Genomic DNA, 17,993 nt, shown 5'->3' with positions numbered 1-17,993 from the left:
TCTCGGATGGATCCCTACGCCTTAAAAATTTTGAACGCCGAACGACGCGCTCGCCGCGCGGCGATCCTGGTCACCGATCTCGGTGACGGCCGCGACCGCATCGTGCGCGAAGGCGATCAGGTCGCCGGCGATCTTGGCGCCGCGATCGCCAGGGCGTTCCGCACAGGCAACTCCGGTTCGGTCGAAGCAGAGGGGCGGAATTTCTTTCTCAACGCGCATCTGCCGCAGCCGCGTCTGGTCGTGATTGGCGCTGTCCATATCAGCCAGGCGCTGGCGCCGATGGCCAGGATCGCCGGCTATCCCGTGGAGATAATCGACCCCCGCACCGCCTTCGCCACGCCGGACCGCTTTCCCGATGTGGCGCTTCATGCCGAATGGCCGGAGGATGTGCTGAAGCGTCAGCCGCTCGACAGCTATACGGCGCTTGCCGCCGTCACTCATGACCCGAAGGTCGATGATTTCGCGCTGAAGGCCGCGCTCGACGCCAACTGTTTCTATGTCGGGGCGCTCGGTAGCAGGAAGACGCATGCCAAGCGGGTCGAACGCCTGCTGGCGCTGGGCGCGAGCGCCGATCAGATCGCCCGTATCCATGCGCCGATCGGGCTCGACATCGGTGCTGCCAGCCCGGGAGAGATCGCCGTTGCGGTGTTGGCCCAGGCAATCCACGCCTTCCGCTCGCGCGGTCTCGATGCCAAGGGCGCGGCGGCGTGAAATTCGGCCCGATCCCGATCGAGACCGCGGAAGGCGCGGTGCTGGCGCACTCCACCACCGCCGGCGAACGCCGCTTCCGCAAGGCGCACAGGCTGAGCGCTGAAGATGTGGCGCTGCTGCGGGCTGCCGGTGTTTCCGAGGTCGTTGCGGCTGTGCTGACTGAGGACGACCTCGGCGAGGATGCGGCCGCGCAAACGATTGCCGAGAGCATGACCTTTCGCGGGATCGAAGCCAGGCCTGCCGCGACCGGGCGGGTCAATCTCCATGCCAAGGCGCCGGGCATCTTCACGGTCGATGCCGCTGTCATCGATGCCATCAATGCCATTGATCCCGCCATCACCATCGCCACGCTGGCGCAGCATGCGCCGGTCGAGAAAGGCCAGATGGTCGCGACCGTGAAGATCATTCCCTTCGCGGTCAGTTCAGCGCTGGTCGACGCTGCGACAGAAATCTGCGCCGCGGGCGAGATATTTGCCGTCAATGCCTACCGGCCCGTGCGTGTCGGCGTCATCCAGACGGTTCTGCCGGGCATCAAGCCTTCCGTGCTCGACAAGACGCTGCGCGTCACCGAAGCGCGGCTGGCGCGTACGGGCGGCAGGCTGACTGCGGAGCGCCGCACGCCGCATGAGGTCGCGCCAGTGGCGGAGGCCGCGGTCTCCCTGGCGCGCGACAACGACATGGTGGTGATCTTCGGCGCTTCGGCGATGAGCGATTTTGCCGATGTCATTCCCGCGGCGATCGAGAAGGCGGGTGGTGCAGTCATCCGCGCGGGCATGCCGGTCGATCCCGGCAATCTGCTGGTGCTCGGCACGCTCGATGGCAAGCGCATCATCGGCGCGCCCGGCTGCGCCCGCAGCCCCAAGGAGAATGGTTTCGACTGGGTGCTGGACCGGTTGATCGCTGGCCTCGACGTGACGGCCAGGGATATTGCCGCCATGGGGGTCGGCGGGCTGTTGATGGAAATCCCGACACGGCCGCAGCCGCGCGAACCGCTGCCGGCCAAAAGCCAGCTCAAGGTCGGCATCGTGCTGCTGGCCGCTGGCCGCTCAAGCCGCATGGGCGGGCCGAACAAGCTTTTGGCGCTGTTCGACGGCAAGCCGCTTGTGCGCCGCACCGCCGAGCGGGCGCTCGGCTCGAAGGCGTCCGGCACTGTCATCGTCACCGGCCACCAGCGCGAGCGGGTGCGCGCTGCGCTGGTGGGCCTCGACGTGACCTTCGCCGACAATCCCGATTTTGCCGAGGGCCTGTCCACCTCGCTGAAAGCCGGCATCGCCTATCTGCCGGAAGATTCCGCCGGCGTGATGATCGTTCTCGGTGACATGCCTGATATCACGTCCGATGACCTCGACAGATTGATCGATGCTTTCCGCAAGGCCGGCGGCAACGCGGTGGTCCGCGCCTCGCATGACGGCAAGCGCGGCAACCCTGTGCTTTTGCCGCGCTCGCTGTTTCCGGCGATCGCCCATCTCGAAGGCGACACAGGCGCGCGCCATCTGGTCGAGACCGAAGGGCTCGATGTCATCGATGTCGAAATCGGCGCGGCGGCGTCAGTCGATGTCGACACACGCGAGGCGCTGGAAGGCGCCGGCGGCGTGCTGCAGGATTGACAAACCCAAGCCGAATTACGCATGCCTTGGACATGTCTATCCGCTGCCAAATTTTCTGTGCCTTTGCAGTCGCGACCGCGTTGCTGTCTCCGGCCGCGCAAAGCCAGACGCTGTCCTTAAAACCCTTCAAGGACGATCTCTTCGCCTATCCGGCCACGCTATCGTCCGACACCAATGGCGCCTATACCGTCATCGACTACCGCGAGATGCGCGATATCAACCAGCGTGACCAGGTGCCGGAGCGCCGGGTAAACGCCCAATACACCGACACCGGCGTCCGCAAGATGCAGCAGGATCTGTTGCTGAAAACCGATGCCGGCGATGTCAGGCATGTCGCCGCAGGCAAGACCGAGGGCGCCGGCATCATCGTGCTTTATCTGCACGGGCAGGGCGGCAGCCGCAAGCAGGGTGTCGACGACTTCACCTTCGGCGGCAATTTCAACCGGCTCAAGAACCTGATGGCCGGCAATGGCGGCCTCTATCTCAGTCCTGATTTCCCCGATTTCGGCGACAAGGGAGCGGCGCAGGTGGCGGCGCTGATCGGTCATTATGCCGAACAGTCGCCAGGCGCGAAGATCTTCGTCGCCTGCGGCTCGATGGGCGGCGCGCTATGCTGGAAGCTGGCCGCGCGCAAGGATACAGGCGGACGCATCAATGGCCTGCTGCTGCTCGGTTCGCTGTGGGATGAGAGCTTTTTCACCAGCCCGGCCTTCAAGCGCCGCGTGCCGGTCTTCTTCGGCCAGGGCAGCCACGACGTCGTCTACCCCGTGGCAAAGCAGGAGGCGTTCTTTCGCTCGATCCTGACCAAATCGAAGACCTATCCGACCCGCTTCGTCCGCTTCGAGACCGGCACCCATGGCACGCCGATCCGCATGACCGACTGGCGCGGCACGCTCAACTGGATGCTGTCGAAGGCGCCCTGATCGACGCAGCCTGCAAGCTCGTGTGATGCTCAGGGCGCGGTGTTATAGTCGACAACCGTCTCCGGATTTTGCTCGCCGTCATAGGACGCATCGACGTCATACTGGACCAGCGAAAAATTGCCGTTGCGGAACAGATACGTCCCTGCGTCGGACGCATCGCCGATGCCGCGCCACTTGTTGAATGTTGTGATCGTGTGGGCAGCCTCATCATAGTCGGAATTGACCGCCCAGCCGGACGTCTGGAAACCGACGATACTCATGCCCAGCAATTTGCCGTTGCTGTCATTGTTCTCGTAGCGGATGTCCATCTTGGGCTCGGCGAACTGCAACTGCTGCACGCCCGACACGTCGTCGGTCATGTAGTAGATCGAGCTTTCATTGTAGGCCGCGGCCGAACAGGAAAAATGGAACAGCCGCGTCTCCTTGTCGGGTTCGCCGGGCTGCGCATCCTTGTCCTTGTATTTAATCGAAAAAACGGTCGGCTCATTGGCAAGGAACTGCTTGTCGCACTGGTCGCCATAGGTTGCCAGAAAGGCCTTCTTGGCCTGCTCCAGTGCGGTGTCTTTCTTTGGCGGTGGCGGCCCGTCGCCGCAGCTTGGCGGCAGCGCCTCTTCGAAATCGGCGGTGGAGGGTTTCAGCGCGCCTTTTTCGATATGGATCGGATCGAAGGGCGGCTCCGCCTGGATCTGGGCATTCACCTGGCGCAGCGTATAGCAACCGGCAAAGACCTTTTCGCCGCCGGCCTTGTCCGTCGCGCGAATGGCGACGGGGACGTTGTAGAAAATGCTGCCAGCCGCACCTTCGTCGGAAACAGCTCCGGTCTCGACCTCGACCTTGTGGGTCCCATCAAAACCCTTGACGAAACTGTCGAAATCCTTTGCCGGCTTTGTATCGCTGAAATACCCCCAGGCGCGGGCGAATTCGTGCCGGCTGATGGCGCTGTACAGCGAACGGACAACCGCGTCGGCGCTCGACCGATCGTCGATATAGGGCGCTTCGGGGGCATCGTCGGCAGCCAATACCGTCTGGCCGATCGGTGCCAGGGAGAGAAAGGCAGTCGCTGCGAAAAGGGCGCGTCTCATCGGGAACCTCCGCTCGATAGAGGATTCTACGACGGCGATTGCGGCAACGTGGTGACGCAGGCTCGACGGACTTGAAGAATCGCGCGCGAAGGCGCTACGTCGCGTCCGCCGGCGTTCGGCCGGACAGGAGATTTGACGTGACGATATCGATGTATGAGGCGTCCGTGCCGGTGTTTTCGGCCAGGCTGAAAGCGCTTTCCGATGTGCTGGCGACCGCCGAACAGAATGCGCTTGACCGCAAGATCGACCCGCAGGTGTTTCTGACGGCGCGGCTGGCGCCAGACATGTTCGCCTTGACCAGGCAGGTGCAGATCGCCACCGATCATGCCAAGGGCGCGCCGTCACGGCTCGCCGGGCGCGACGTGCCGAGATACGAGGACAACGAGGCGAGTTTCGCCGAAATTCAGGCGCGCATCACCAAGACCCTCGACCTTCTGGGCACATTTTCGGCTGCCGAGTTCGACGGCTCCGACGACAAGATCATCGAGCTGAAGCTTGGCGGACGGGAAAGTTCGATGCCCGGCCTGCAGTATCTGCTGCATGTGGCTATGCCCAACTTCTATTTCCACCTCACCACGGCCTACGACATTCTTCGCCACAATGGCGTGCCGTTGGGCAAGGCGACATTCCTGGGAACGCGCTAGGGAATTGAGTTTTTGGAGATGTCCCGGATCGATCCGGGACATCACCGGAAGTACCTAGCGAACGGACATTTCGCGGGCGATGCGGGGGAAGTCGGCCGGCTTGATACCGATGTCGGCACGGTCGGCATTGCTCATCGAATGAAGCAGCGCGAGCGCCGAGCGGTATCTCAGATGCTCCTGCGGCCGCGGCCGGGCGAACATTTCAGTGAAGAAACCCATGATTCAAGCCCCAAATTGGTCCTCCACATCCGCCAATATAGGTGAATCGTGACAATTGTGCAGTGCAGCATTTGCATACCTGCCATGTCTTGGCGAATTTTTCGACATTTTCTCTAACGGGCGAAACTTTTGGCCGGTGCGTATCGTAGCCTCGAACGCTGGCTACATGGCCGGTTTTTCCTCGCCACACCTGGCGAATTCCGGACTGCAAAAAAATACAGTCTGAATTTTTGTTTCTTGGGGTTGCGGTGGGTCAAGCGGTGCAGGCGACGGCTAAATTCGTTAAGATCGGTGGCATGCATTTTTAACGAGCCGGTTCTATGCTTCGGTACCCGAATGGTCGGGCGAGGGGGAGGCTGACATCGCTACTGGCGCCAAGCGGGATTTCGCTTCGTTGCTCGACGACCTCTTCATCGCCCCCGACAAGAATGGCGAGGGCGAAGAGGCCGGCGCTCGTCCATCCATCCCGTTTGACTATCTTTCGGTGGCCGATGAACTCCATTCCGGCCGCATCAAGGTTTCCGCTGCCGAATATCGCGAGGCGGGCGCGGATCTGGCGACGGAATTCGCCGCCTTGCTCGATCATGCCAAGCTGGCTCTCGCCGGCGAAGAGCCAAAGCCCGAGGAAAAGCTGCCGCCGATCGATCCCGAAGCCATCGCCGTCGAACTTGGCCTCGATCAGCCCAGGCAGGTCGCCGACTTCAGCCGCATGCGCCGCCGCTTTGCCTTTGCCAACCATCCCGACCGTGTCGCCCCGCATTTGCGCCAGCGCGCCATGATCCGCATGCAAGTGGCCAACATGCTGATCGACGAGGCCAAGCGCCGTGCACTAGCCGGTGCTCGCCGCTAACCCGGCTGGTTCACGCAAAAGTCGGTCTGGCGAGGCTTGGAGAGCGGCTCTGCTTTGCCTATAGATGCGGCTTCCTCCGCGCAGTCGCGCCAGCCTTCCTCCGGAGCCGAATTTCATGCACAAACGCCGTCTCGGTCGGACCGATCTTCTTGTGACCCAGATCTGCCTGGGCTCCATGACCTGGGGCCAGCAGAACACCGAGGCCGAAGGCCACGCCCAGATGGACCTGGCTTTCTCGCGTGGCGTCAATTTCATTGACACCGCTGAGCTCTATCCGATCCCGCCCAAGGCGGAGACGCAGGGACGGACCGAAAAGATCATCGGCAACTGGATGAAAGCCAAGGGCAACCGCGACAAGGTGATCCTGGCCTCGAAGGTCGTCGGCCGCACGGCCAACAGCTGGTTTCGCGGCGACAGGCCGTCGCAACTGGTGCGCGCCGACATCTTTGACGCCATCGACAAGTCGCTGGCCAAGCTCGGCACCGACTATATCGACCTCTACCAGATCCACTGGCCGGAGCGGGATATCCCCTGGGGCGGCAACCCGACGCGCGTCGGCGCCGTGTCGCCGCGCGCCGATTCCGTCGGCGCACCGGCCGACGAAACACCGATCGCCGAGACGCTTGGCGTCTTCGACGAACTGGTGAAGGCGGGAAAGATCCGCCATTTCGGGCTGTCGAACGAGAGTTCCTGGGGCGTGATGCGGTTCCTTGCCGAAGCCGACAAGGGCATCGGCCCGCGCGTCGCGTCGATCCAGAACGCTTACAATCTCGTCAACCGCACTTTCGAGGTGAACCTCGCCGAGGTCTGTGAGCGCGAGCAAGTGTCGCTACTGCCCTATTCGCCGCTGGCACAGGGCTATCTCACCGGCAAATACGACCATGGCGCGCGACCGCAGGGGTCCCGCTCGCAGCTGTTCAATCGCGGCCAGCGCTACGAGACGCCAGGTGCCGCTGAAGCACAACTTGAATACAATGAGCTGGCGCGCTCCTTTGGCCTGGAGCCGGCACTGTTTGCCAATGCCTATGTCTCGAGCCGGCCGTTCGTAACCTCCAACATCGTCGGCGCAACGACGCTTTCGCAGCTCGACATGGCGCTGTCTTCTGTCGACGTCACCTGGACCGAAGAAATGCAGAAGGCGGTGGACGCGATCCACCAGCGGGTCGGCAATCCCTGTCCTTGAACGGGATTGGCCGCAGGCCGAATATCCAATGATTACAACGGGAGCGAGCAGCAATGAATTTTCCAGTCGAGGCAGTGCGTGAAAAATTTCCGGCTCTCTTCCTGACCGACAAGGGCCGCCGCCGCATCTATCTCGACAATCCTGCCGGCACGCAGGTGCCACAGGCGGTGGCGGACGCGGTGTCGCGCTGCCTGTTGACCACCAATGCCAACCTTGGCGGCTTTTTCGAAACCACGGTCGCCGCGCAGGCCGTCGTCGACGACGCGCACCAGGCCATGGCCGATTTCCTTGGCGCCGCCAGCCCCGAGGAAATCATCATCGGCGCCAACATGACGACGCTGACCTATCACATGTCGCGCACGCTCGGCCGCACGATGCAGCCCGGCGACGAGATCATCCTCACCCGCATGGACCATGAGGGCAATGTGTCGCCCTGGCTGCAGCTGGCCGAGGATCTCGGGCTCGTCGTGCGCTGGCTGCCGTTCGATGAAAAGAGCTGGCAGGTCGAAGAGGCGACGCTGGCCGGTCTGTTTTCGGAGAAGACACGGCTGGTCGCGTTGAACTACGCCAGCAATTTGACCGGCTCGATCAATCGGGTGAAGGCGCTGACTGCGATGGCCAGGAATGCCGGCGCCCTTGTCTATGTCGATGCCGTCCAATTCGCGCCTCACGGTCTGATCGACGTGCAGGAGCTCGGCTGCGATTTCCTGATCTGCTCGGCCTACAAATTCTTCGGCCCACATATGGGCATATTGTGGGGCCGGCGCGACGTCGTCGAGACGCTGGAGCCCTACAAGTGCCGCTGCTCTTCCAACGGCCTGCCGGAGCGGTTCGAACTCGGCACGCCGCAGATCGAGCTGATGGCCGGTCTCACCGCCGCGGTCGACTACTTTGCCGACCTTGGCGCGGCGGCGGGCGAGGGCGGTTCAAGAAGGCAGAAGATCGCCAAGGCGTTTGCGGTTTCGATCGCCTATGAAAACCCGCTGGCGCAACAGCTGATCGATGGCCTGTCCGATGTCGAGGGCCTGACCATCCACGGCATCACCGATCCGAAGCGGCTCGGCGAGCGCGTGCCGACGGTTTCCTTCACCGTCGATGGCATCGTGCCCGAAACGATCGTGCGGCAGATGAACGCCGAAAACATCTTCCTGTGGTCTGGCCACAACTATGCCTGGGAGATCGTCCACCAGCTCGGCATTCCGGCCGAGCATGGCGTCGTGCGTATCGGCATCGCCCACTACAACACTGCAGCCGAAATCGACCAGACGCTGGAGAGCGTACACCGTGTGATCGCCATGCTCAGGCAGCAGCGCTCCTGACGCTGGCTTGAGCATTCACCGCGTCTTGCCGCCGAAGCCGGTGAGGAACGCGGTGAGATTGTCGCCGAGTTCGTCGCAGAGGTAGCCGCCCTCCTGGACGATGACCGTCGGCAGGCCGAGCTTTGCGATAGCCTCGCCGATGCGCAAGAAACCCGGCGTCGTCACCGAAAGTCCGCCGAACGGATCGCCCTCGAACGCGTCGAGGCCGAGCGCCACGACCAGCGCGTCCGGCGAAAAGGCACGGATGCGCTGGAACGCCACCTCGAGCGCCTCGAGAAACGCCGCGTCGTCGGATTTGCGCGGCAGCGGCAGGTTGAAATTGTAGCCGAGGCCTGGCCCTTCGCCGCGCTCGTCGGCATGGCCCCAGAAGAACGGATAGAAGCGCACGGGATCGGCATGCAGCGAGACGGTCAGCACATCCGGCCGTGCGTAGAAGATGCCTTGCGTGCCGTTGCCGTGATGCAGGTCGACATCGAGGATCGCCACCCGTGCGGCCTGCTTACGCAGAACCTGCGCCGCGACGGCCGAGTTGTTGATGAAACAGAAGCCGCCGGCGACATCGGCAAAGGCGTGGTGACCGGGCGGGCGGCATAGCGCGTAGGCGGCCGGTACGCCTGACATCACCGCCTCGGCCGCATCGACCGCGGTCCAGGCGCTCCACAGCGCGCTTTGCCAAGTCTCGCCCGAGATCGGGCAAGCGGTGTCGGCCATATGGTAGCCGGCCTGGCCGACTGCCGAGGCCGGATACGAGCCGTTGCGCGCGATCGGATGGATGTTGGGGATCACTTCGGCCGAAGCACCCTCGATGCGCTGCCAGCGCGCGTAGATATGCTCGAGGAAATCCAGATATTCGGGCGTATGCACCGCCGCGACCGGACCGAGCCCATGATTGCGAGGCCGCTCGATCGTGCAACCCGCAGATAATGCGCCGGCTAACAATCTCTCGACGCGCTCCGGCTGTTCCGGATTGGGCTGTGCCGCACCGCTTGACAGGAAGGCCTTGGGGTCGTGACGCTTTTGTTCCTCGGCATAGAAGGCTTTCATTTGTGATCCCCGTTTTCCGGCGCGTCGGCGAAGGCAAAGAAGGCCTCGCCGATGATTTTTTGGGTCTGCTCATAGCTCGACCAGGCGATGCCCAGCCTTTCGTAGAAAGTCTTGGCGCCTTCATTGTCGGTGTCGACCGACAGCCGGAGATAGACGCCGCCTTCGTTCCGGCACTGCGCCGCAACATGCCGCAACAGCCGCTCGCCGATCTTGCGGCCGCGAAACCGGTCCTCGACATAGAGGTCCTGCACATAGACGCCAGGCCGCCCCATCCAGGTCGAAAAGATCGGGAAATGCAGGCAAAGCCCGGCAAATTCCCCGCCGACTTCGGCGATCAGGGTCGAAAAGGCGGGTTTTTCGCCAAAGCCGTACGTTCTGAGATCGTCCGGCGTCGAGAAGATCTCCTCGGGCGCGCCGATATGCGTGCCGAGCTTCAGGATCGCCGCGTGGATGGTTTCGACGTCTTCGATCCGGCCGGGGCGTAAGAGGACGTCATTGGATGTTGGATTGATCACGGTCGTCTCTCAAAACGCCACCCGGTCGCCGCCCTTGAGCGCCAGCATGTCGCGCGCTTCGGTTGGCGTTGCAACCTCCAGAGACAGCCCGTCGAGAATGCCACGGATGCGGCGCACCTGGTCGGCATTGGATTTCGCCAACTGGCGGCCATCATAGAGACTGTCTTCCAGCCCGACCCGGACATTGCCGCCCATCGCCGCGGCGATCGAAATCAGCGGCATCTGCTGGCGGCCGGCGGCCAGCACCGAGAACTGGTAGCTGTCGCCGAACAATTTGTCGGCGATCCGCTTCATATGGACGAGGTTCTCCGGGTCGGCGCCGATGCCACCAAGAATGCCCAGCACGAACTGAATGAACAGCGGCCCCGACACCAGACCCCGGTCGCGGAAATGCGCCAGCGAATAGAGATGGCCGACATCGTAGCATTCGAATTCGAAGCGCGTGCCGCAGCCCTTGCCCAGCCGCTCCAGCACGCCCTCCATGTCGGCGAAGGTGTTCTTGAAGATGGTGTCGCGCGTCGCTTCGAGCAGCTTGGGTTCCCACTCGTGCTGCCATTCCCTTGGCTTGTCGAGCATCGGGAACAGCGCGAAATTCATCGAACCCATGTTGAGCGAGCACATTTCGGGTTCAGCCCGCAAAGGGGCTGCCAGCCGCTGATCGAGCGTCATCAGCGACGAGCCGCCGGTGGTGATGTTGATCACCGCATCGGTCGCCTGTTTGATGCGCGGCAGGAACTGCATGTAGACGTCCGGATCGGCGGTCGGGCGGCCATCCCTCGGGTCGCGGGCGTGCAGATGCAGGATCGACGCGCCGGCTTCGGCCGCCGCGATCGCCTCCGCCGCGATCTGGTCCGGCGTCACCGGCAGATAGGGCGACATTGACGGCGTGTGCACCGAGCCGGTGACGGCGCAGGTTATGATGACTTTTCTAGGCGCCATCTTTGTCGCCTCAGCCTTCGACCGGCAGGTCGAGTTCGGCAGCCAGCAACTCCAGCGAGTCGCCGATGATGGAAACGATCTCGCCGACCTGTTCGCTGGTGACGATCATCGGCGGCGCGACCATGAAATTGTCGCCGTCGACGCCACCCTTGACCCTGCGGCCATAGATGATCAGCCCGCGCTCATAGGCGAGGTCGAGCAGCCGCTGCGTGGCTTTCTTGGTCTGGTCGATCGGCCTCAGCGTCTCTGGATCGGCAACCATCTGGGCGCCGGTGAGCAGGCCCTTGCCGCGCACGTCGGCGATGAACGGAAACCGCTTCGCCAGCCCCTTCAGCCCGTCCATCAGCACATCACCCATGGCGGCCGCATTGGCGATCAGGTCGAGCCGGTCCATTTCACCGAGCACGGCAAGCCCGGCGGCGCAGGCCAGCGGGTTGCCGGCATAGGTGTGGCCGTGCTGGAAGCCGCCGGAGTCAAGCAGCGGCTGCACCAGCCGCATCGGGGCGGCGAGCGCGCCAAGCGGCGCATAGCCCGAACCCAGCCCCTTCGACAGCGCGACGATGTCGGGCTTGCAGTTCCAATGGTCGCCGCCTAGGAATTTGCCGGTGCGGCCGGCGCCGCTCATCACTTCATCGTGGATGAGCAGGATTCCGTAGCGGTCGCAGATCTCGCGGATGCGCGGATAATAGCTGTCCGGCGCGACCATTGCCGCGGTCGCCGCACCGCCGATCGGCTCCATGATGAAAGCGACCACGCTGTCTGGACCTTCCGCAAGAATCTTCTCCTCCAGCATGTCGGCATAGCGGATGCCGCGCTGTTCCATCGAGAGATTGTCGCGGTCGCGCCAGGCATTCGGCGCCGGCACGGTCGGCATAGCCCGCATCATCGGCTCGAACGTTTCGGCCAGCGCATCGTCGCCGGTGACCGAGAGCGAACCCAGCGTGCCGCCATGATAGGAGGGGAAGCGGGTGATCACCTTCCAGCGGCTGGCCTGGCCGGTGGCGACGGCCCATTGCCGCGCCAGCTTGATGCAGGATTCCGTCGCTTCCGAGCCGCCCGAGACGAAGAAGATGCGGTCCATGCCTTCCGGCAGCTTGCCGGCCAGTTCGCGTGCCAGCTCCTCCGCCGGCTCGTTCTCGAAATGCAGCCGATAGGCAAAGGTGGCGCGGTCCATCTGCCGCTTCATGGCATCCAGCACATTGCGGTTGGAGTGGCCGATATTGGCGACCATCGGGCCGCTCGAGCCGTCGATGAAGCGGCGGCCGTCCTGCGTCCACATATAGATGCCCTCGGCGCGGTCGATCAGCGGCCGGCGCAGGCTGGACAGATAGAACAGATGCGAGTCTCGCCGGGCGTCGGTGGCTTGCGCGGCGGTCTGGACTTTCGACATGTCAGGGCTTTCCGAGATAACGATCGAGGACATTTTTGGTGACGCGTTCGACCATCGGGTCCTGTCTTAGCAGGCCGGCGACCCATTCGCAGCTTCCGGCGTGGAACACCTCGCCCTTGCCGCGCGGGAAATTGACGATCATGCCGTTGCCGCGTTTGACCTTTTCCAGATTGGCGTCGCTCGCCTCGCCGAACAGCGTCTCGGCGGTGAAGCGGCCATCCTCGTCGGTGAGGAACTGGTCCTCGATCGGGATATCGGCGCTTTCCTCAACCTGGGATGCCATGCCGACGGCGAGAACCTGCAACCCCTCCGGTGCGCCGCTGGTGGCGGTCGGGTAGGGCAGGCCGCCGAGTATCTCGAAGTCGAGCCCGTCGACCTCATAGCCATAGACATGGCTGTCGGCCCCCAACAGGTCACCATAGTAGATGCCGGTGCCGGCAAAGGCCCAGTGCTCGGGCCGGTAGACCGGAAAACCACGCACGCCGCGCGGCGCGCAGCCGCCCCAACCGGTATAGACCCCGCGCGTCGCGTTGAGCCCGAAGGTCGCTGAACCCGGCCGGCCGATTTCCGGCGCTTCCCAGGAATTGGTGGCGCGGGTGACGTCGCTGCCTGGGAGATAGGCGGGGTCTTCGGCACGCGAGCGATATTTGTAGCAGACCTGCCGGCGGCCCTCGTCCTCGAGCCGCGTCTGCCACATGAAGTTACCGGCAAAGCGCGCCGCATGGCCGCCGCGCTCGACATAGGCGTCGACGGCATCGCGCATTTCCCAGGTCCAGTATTCGTCATGGCCGACGAAGACGGCGCAGTCGTAGCCGTCGAGAATTTCGGGCGAAGAATGGAGATCATGCTGGCTGACGAGATCGACTTGATAGCGGGCTCGCTCGGCAAAGCGGAAGAAATGGCTGTCATAGCTGGCCCAACCCGACGAGGCGTACTTTTTCGAATGGCCTGTGGCGAGCGCCCATTCCATGTGCGGATAGCGCGGGATCGTCTTGGGCGGTACGGCGACTTCCAGCGGCACGCGCGGCGCATCTTTCGGCAGCACGACGAAGCCACGGCACCAGGGGCGCTGTGTCGACACGATGGGCGAGTATTGGTTGCGGTCCGGCCCGGTAATGCCCTGGTAGTGGTTGGAACCGCCCCAGGTGTTGTAGGCCAGCCAGGTGCCCGTCGCCGCCACCTGCAGCACACGGCCGGGTTTACGGCCCGGCTGCGGGCTGACGATAAAAATATGGTGGCATTGGATCGGCTTGCCGTCGCGCCCGTCGGCGGTCAGCGTGACCCGATAGGCGCAGGACGGCCAGTCCGCCCCGACGCGAAATTCGAAGGATGCGTCCCAGCCGCAGCCTTCAGCCGAACACTGGTCGGGTGTGTCCTGCCGGCGTGCCGCGATGCCCGATTTTTCGAACACTTTGGTCTCGCTGCCGCCATCCCGGGTGATTGTCATGCCGAAGTTCGGAGCTGTCGAACTGACATGCAACGCCACCGTTTCGCCGGCGCGATAGGAAAACCGGTCGCTGTAGCACCAGATCTCGCCGCGCTCGCCATCCATCCCCGGCCATTCGTAATAATGGTCACGCACCGCGTGGCGGCGCTGCTCCGGCGTCAGTCCGAAATCGGGGAATTCGGTCGGCAGATGGGTCATGAACACCTGAAAAGGTCGAGGGCCGCCATTTCGGCGATCTGCCGGTCACGCGTCAAATAGAAACGATCGGGCCAGCATTCGCTAGCCGCACCCTTGGCCGCCTCCATCAAACGGACTATCTCAGTGGAGGCGGCGTTTCCGCCACGGGGGTCGGAATGCTCAGAGTGCAAAAGGTCAAGGTCGACGAGATCTACGTGCCGACGGCGCGCAAGAAGACGCTGCATCCCGAGACCGTTCGCCATCTGGCCGAGGACATTTTGGAAAACGGCATGAAGACGCCGATCCAGGTCCGCCATGACGGCAAGCGCCACATCCTCGTCGAAGGCCTGCACCGGCTCGAGGCGGCAAGGTGGCTCGGCGAGACCGAGATCGAGGCTTATCTGGTGCAAGCCAAGCGCCACTGACGCATCGAGTTTCTCGGCGCAGAAGTTTTTATCGAATGCCTTGGCGATTGGCTCGAACCCTGATCGCTTCGTCATCCACGGGCGGAGCAAGGAGCGCAGCGACGCGGCGCAGACCCGAGGATCCATGCCGCGACTCCAACGCGTCACGACGGTGCGGAATTCTTGCTCCGCTGCATTCCTCGACAACGGTCGCGGCATGGATCCTCGGGTCTCCGCGACGGAGCTCCGCTCCTGCTCCGCCCGTGGATGACGAAGGTGGGGAACGCCTTGGGCCCATCGAGACGGTGCCGACATTTTTTCACTGGCCGATGTCGGTTTGCGGTTCATCGGCTCGTCCTTGGGACGGAAGCCAGATCAAACGCAGGACGCCATCATGACCATCAAGCTCGACATCGCCCCCACCAATGACCGTGAACTGGTTCTCGCCCGCATCATCGATGCACCGCGCGAGAACGTCTATCGCTGCTGGACCGACCCGAAACTGATTACGCGCTGGTTCTCGCCAAAGCCGTGGACGACGCCGCGCGCCGAGATGGATGTGCGCACCGGCGGCTCGAGCCTTGTCGTCATGGCTAGCCCGGACGGCAACGAATTCCCCAACCCGGGAGTCTTCCTCGAAGTCGTTCCCGGCAGGAAGATCGTCCTCACCGACGCCTACACAGAGGCTTGGCAGCCTTCGGAAAAGCCGTTCATGACCGTCGCGCTGACCTTCGAGGACGAGGGCAACGGCAAGACCCGCTACATCGCTCGGGTCAGGCACTGGAGCGTCGCCGACCGCGAACAGCATGAGAAGATGGGTTTCCACGAGGGTTGGGGACAGTGCGCCGACCAGCTCGAAGAACTCGCCAAAACGCTTTGATCCGCATGACGCTCTGATACCGGCATGACGAGAGGAGATCGATATGTCCAAAACCCTGTTTTTCGCCATTCTTGCTTCGGTTGCAGCGCTCGTTGGCTGCCCAGGCACCACCAATGCGGAGGAGACAAAACCCGCCATGACGACTGAGACGAACGCACTGCCGAAGCCGGAAAAGTCCGGCCTGCTGCCGATCAACGGCCTGAATTATTATTATGCCATCTATGGCAAGGGCGAGCCGCTGCTTCTGCTGCATGGCGGTCTCGGCACCACGGATATGTTCGCGCCGATCCTGCCGAAACTTGCCGAAAACCGCACCGTCATCGGCGTCGACCTGCAGGGTCACGGTCGCACCGCGCTGGGCGACCGCCCATTCACCGTGGAGGCGATGGGCGACGACATGGCCGCCATCGTCAAGGCGCTCGGTTACGATCAGGTCGATCTCATGGGCTACTCGCTGGGCGGCGGCGTCGCCTTCCGCATGGCCGTCCAGCATCCCGAAGCGGTACGCCGCCTCGTCCTGGTATCGACGGGCTACGCCACGGACGGCTTCTATGACGAGATGCGTCCCCAGCAGGCACAGGTGAGCGCGGCCGCGGCTGAGTTCATGAAGGACACGCCGATGTACAAATCCTACGTCGCCGTGGCGCCGCATCCTGAGGAGTTCCCGAAGCTCCTCGATGCGCTGGGCGGCTTCATGCGTCAGAACCGCGATTACTCGGCCGACGTCGCCAAGCTGAAGATGCCGGTCATGCTGGTCTATGGCGACAGCGATATGTACAAGCCCGAACACGAGATCAAGTTCTATCAGATGCTCGGCGGCGGGCTGAAGGATGCCGGCTGGATGCGCGAGAACCTGTCGCAGAACCGCCTGGCGATCCTGCCCAACCGCACCCACTACGACACTTTCTTCGCCCCCGAACTGACGGCCGCCGCGCTGCCGTTCCTCAACGGCCAGACCAAGGTCAAAACCTGGGACGAGGTCGTCGGCGAAACGGAGTGAACGCCAAAGCCGCCGGCTGTTAGCGGGCAGCCGGCCATTCCATGGAAGCGATGACGGCTTTCGGCGTCATCGCTTAACCCCCACTCGCATGGCTCGACGATCCCACGGTTTTCAAGCCGCAAATGCATATTTTCACGGGCTCGAGGCAGCCCTGGGTGGTGCTCGATGACAGCCTGCCGAAATACGAAGGCGCCCCTCCGCCAGGCTAATTTTTCCCTTCTCCCCTTGTTGTGGAAGGAAATGGATCGACGCGCAGCGCCAAGGGCCAGGGGAGAGCGCAAGCATGGCCAAAATTTAATCCAAATCGACACGAGATAGCCGGCAAAGCGTCATTGGCGGGCCATCATTGTCTCCCTATTTATGGGTCGCGGGTACGGCATTCGAGGAGACGACGGATGAACGACAGCATCAGCACCCTGGACGAGCTTTTGAGCGATCCGATGGTCCTGCTTGTGATGGAGCGCGATCGTGTGCGCCCCGAACAGGTGCGCATGCTGCTCGAACGGGCTCGCCGGCCTTCGACCGATGAGCCCGAAGTGCCGCCGGCGCATGTGATCGCCAGGACATGCCAGAAACTCTGGCTCTGCCCGTAGTCGCTTTGCGATTTTCGCTGTGTATCTCAAGCCGGCTCCAAGGTGGGCCGGTTTCGAACGGCGTGCACTTCGGCACGCCAGCTTACAAATCCGTAAATTGATTATCCGGCCCATGACGATAAGGCTTGCCCGGGATTGACCGATGGTCGGTCCACGCAACTCCGATCTCTCATGCACGGAATTCGATTTTGGCCGATATCTGCACACAAGGCCTGGATACGGGCTTCGTCGGCCTGGGGTTCGCCAAGGTGGCGTTCCTCGGCGTGGTGCAAGGCATCACCGAACTGTTGCCGATTTCCTCGACCGCCCATATGCGCATCGTGCCGGCCGTGCTCGGCTGGCAGGATCCTGGCTCCGCCTTCTCCGCCGCCATGCAACTCGCGGCTCTTGCCGCGGTGGTCAGCTATTTCTGGAGTGATGTCAGGAATATCCTGTTTGGTTCTTTCAACGCTCTGGCGCGACGCGATTTCGCCGACCGGCATTTCAAGCTGGCGCTCTGGATCGTGCTGGCGACGATCCCGATCGTCATCGCCGGCGTGGCGCTGTCTGGCGTGCTCAACGCCTGCAATTCGCCGCTACGCAGCCTGACGGTGATCGGCTGGGCCTGCATCGCAATGGCGATCCTGCTGGCGCTGGCCGAGATCTTTGCTCGTCACCGGCGCAGCATGGGGGGTGCGTCGCTGACCGATGCGCTGCTCGTCGGTGTTGCCCAGATCGGCGCACTTGTCCCCGGCGTGTCGCGCTCGGGCTCGACCCTGACGGCGGCATTGGGGCTCGGCTTCAAGCGGGCCGAGGCGGCGCGCTTCTCATTCCTGCTCGGGCTGCCTGCCATCGCGCTCGCCGGCCTCAAGGAACTCTGGGAACTGCACAAGGTCCATCTCGACGCCCATGGCTGGTCGGTGCTTGCTGTCGGGCTGGTCGTTGCGTCGATCTCCGCCTTCTTCGCCATATGGGGGCTGATGCACGTGCTGGAGCGTTTCTCGGCCTGGCCGTTCGTCATCTATCGCGGCCTGCTCGGCATCGTCTTGTTGTTGAGCGTCGCCATGGGATGGCTTGCCTAAGTCCA

The 17,993-nt window shown here is 63.2% G+C and carries 19 protein-coding genes and 1 pseudogene; 13 read left to right on the top strand and 7 right to left on the bottom strand.

Annotated elements, in window-relative coordinates; translation table 11 throughout:
• Positions 1-6 precede the first annotated feature (6 nt).
• From NP503_RS19125 to NP503_RS19115, 3 genes are read left to right on the top strand one after another with little or no spacing between them, the layout of a single operon-like run.
• Positions 7-711: an XdhC family protein gene (locus NP503_RS19125; protein ID WP_127267829.1), complete on the top strand. Its 705-nt coding sequence runs from the start codon at positions 7-9 to the stop codon at positions 709-711.
• The gene (locus NP503_RS19120) at positions 708-2,318 is read left to right on the top strand and encodes an NTP transferase domain-containing protein (RefSeq protein WP_127267828.1); all 1,611 of its coding nucleotides are present in this window, start codon (positions 708-710) and stop codon (positions 2,316-2,318) included. The genes NP503_RS19125 and NP503_RS19120 overlap by 4 nt, the downstream gene beginning before the upstream one ends.
• Before the next feature lie 32 nt (positions 2,319-2,350).
• Positions 2,351-3,241, top strand: a complete 891-nt coding sequence (locus NP503_RS19115; RefSeq protein WP_127267827.1) for an alpha/beta hydrolase — start codon at positions 2,351-2,353, stop codon at positions 3,239-3,241.
• A gap of 29 nt (positions 3,242-3,270) precedes the next feature.
• Here NP503_RS19115 and NP503_RS19110 read toward each other — a convergent pair whose 3' ends face one another.
• Positions 3,271-4,323 carry a DUF1176 domain-containing protein gene (locus tag NP503_RS19110; RefSeq protein ID WP_127267826.1) on the bottom strand — a complete coding sequence of 351 codons (1,053 nt, stop codon included), beginning with the start codon at positions 4,321-4,323 and terminating at the stop codon, positions 3,271-3,273.
• 137 nt (positions 4,324-4,460) lie between these two features.
• On the opposite strand from NP503_RS19110, the gene NP503_RS19105 reads away from it, so the two are divergent.
• Complete coding sequence (locus tag NP503_RS19105; protein ID WP_127267825.1) at positions 4,461-4,967, top strand: DUF1993 family protein; 507 nt, start codon at positions 4,461-4,463, stop codon at positions 4,965-4,967.
• 54 nt (positions 4,968-5,021) lie between these two features.
• Here the strand turns inward: NP503_RS19105 and NP503_RS19100 are convergent, their stop codons facing one another.
• Positions 5,022-5,186: a hypothetical protein gene (locus NP503_RS19100; protein WP_023706483.1), complete on the bottom strand. Its 165-nt coding sequence runs from the start codon at positions 5,184-5,186 to the stop codon at positions 5,022-5,024.
• Between the two features lie 394 nt (positions 5,187-5,580).
• Between NP503_RS19100 and NP503_RS19095 the strand changes: the two genes are divergently transcribed.
• The 3 genes from NP503_RS19095 (at position 5,581) to NP503_RS19085 (ending at position 8,538) form a co-directional block, all read left to right on the top strand.
• Entirely contained in the window at positions 5,581-6,036 is a 456-nt protein-coding gene (locus NP503_RS19095) for a hypothetical protein (RefSeq protein ID WP_127267824.1), read from the top strand.
• A 115-nt stretch (positions 6,037-6,151) separates the two neighbouring features.
• Entirely contained in the window at positions 6,152-7,219 is a 1,068-nt protein-coding gene (locus NP503_RS19090) for an aldo/keto reductase (protein WP_127267823.1), read from the top strand.
• A 53-nt stretch (positions 7,220-7,272) separates the two neighbouring features.
• Complete coding sequence (locus tag NP503_RS19085) at positions 7,273-8,538, top strand: cysteine desulfurase-like protein (protein ID WP_127267822.1); 1,266 nt, start codon at positions 7,273-7,275, stop codon at positions 8,536-8,538.
• Between the two features lie 15 nt (positions 8,539-8,553).
• Here NP503_RS19085 and NP503_RS19080 read toward each other — a convergent pair whose 3' ends face one another.
• The 5 genes from NP503_RS19080 to NP503_RS19060 are packed head-to-tail and all read right to left on the bottom strand — an operon-like array spanning position 8,554 to position 14,071.
• Entirely contained in the window at positions 8,554-9,582 is a 1,029-nt protein-coding gene (locus tag NP503_RS19080) for a histone deacetylase family protein (protein ID WP_127269881.1), read from the bottom strand.
• Positions 9,579-10,094 carry a GNAT family N-acetyltransferase gene (locus tag NP503_RS19075; RefSeq protein ID WP_127269919.1) on the bottom strand — a complete coding sequence of 172 codons (516 nt, stop codon included), beginning with the start codon at positions 10,092-10,094 and terminating at the stop codon, positions 9,579-9,581. The genes NP503_RS19080 and NP503_RS19075 overlap by 4 nt, the downstream gene beginning before the upstream one ends.
• A 12-nt stretch (positions 10,095-10,106) precedes the next feature.
• Complete coding sequence (locus NP503_RS19070; RefSeq protein ID WP_127269879.1) at positions 10,107-11,036, bottom strand: 3-keto-5-aminohexanoate cleavage protein; 930 nt, start codon at positions 11,034-11,036, stop codon at positions 10,107-10,109.
• A gap of 10 nt (positions 11,037-11,046) precedes the next feature.
• Positions 11,047-12,426, bottom strand: a complete 1,380-nt coding sequence (locus NP503_RS19065) for an aspartate aminotransferase family protein (RefSeq protein ID WP_127269877.1) — start codon at positions 12,424-12,426, stop codon at positions 11,047-11,049.
• A gap of 1 nt (position 12,427) precedes the next feature.
• A complete protein-coding gene (locus NP503_RS19060) occupies positions 12,428-14,071 on the bottom strand; it encodes a N,N-dimethylformamidase beta subunit family domain-containing protein (RefSeq protein ID WP_127269875.1) in 1,644 nt (547 codons plus the stop codon).
• 155 nt (positions 14,072-14,226) lie between these two features.
• Between NP503_RS19060 and NP503_RS19055 the strand changes: the two genes are divergently transcribed.
• The 6 genes and pseudogenes from NP503_RS19055 to NP503_RS19035 all read left to right on the top strand — a co-directional run bounded on the left by NP503_RS19055 (position 14,227) and on the right by NP503_RS19035 (position 17,988).
• Positions 14,227-14,475: a ParB N-terminal domain-containing protein gene (locus NP503_RS19055; RefSeq protein WP_127269873.1), complete on the top strand. Its 249-nt coding sequence runs from the start codon at positions 14,227-14,229 to the stop codon at positions 14,473-14,475.
• Positions 14,476-14,848: 373 nt separating this feature from the next.
• On the top strand, positions 14,849-15,334 hold the full coding sequence (locus NP503_RS19050; protein ID WP_127269871.1) for an SRPBCC family protein: 486 nt from the start codon (positions 14,849-14,851) through the stop codon (positions 15,332-15,334).
• Positions 15,335-15,377: 43 nt separating this feature from the next.
• On the top strand, positions 15,378-16,334 hold the full coding sequence (locus tag NP503_RS19045) for an alpha/beta fold hydrolase (RefSeq protein ID WP_127269869.1): 957 nt from the start codon (positions 15,378-15,380) through the stop codon (positions 16,332-16,334).
• A gap of 92 nt (positions 16,335-16,426) precedes the next feature.
• Positions 16,427-16,543 (top strand): annotated as a pseudogene (locus NP503_RS33305) (GFA family protein); the annotation flags it as partial.
• 186 nt (positions 16,544-16,729) lie between these two features.
• Positions 16,730-16,927, top strand: coding sequence for a hypothetical protein (locus tag NP503_RS19040; protein WP_013532087.1), 198 nt, complete (start codon positions 16,730-16,732; stop codon positions 16,925-16,927).
• A 188-nt stretch (positions 16,928-17,115) separates the two neighbouring features.
• Positions 17,116-17,988, top strand: coding sequence for an undecaprenyl-diphosphate phosphatase (locus NP503_RS19035; RefSeq protein ID WP_127269867.1), 873 nt, complete (start codon positions 17,116-17,118; stop codon positions 17,986-17,988).
• Positions 17,989-17,993 lie beyond the last annotated feature (5 nt).

It is taken from the genome of Mesorhizobium sp. SEMIA396 (assembly GCF_024518615.1).
Classification (GTDB): Bacteria; Pseudomonadota; Alphaproteobacteria; order Rhizobiales; family Rhizobiaceae; genus Mesorhizobium.
Note: the sequence above shows the minus strand (reverse complement) of the source record. Positions and strands in the feature narration are given on the sequence as shown.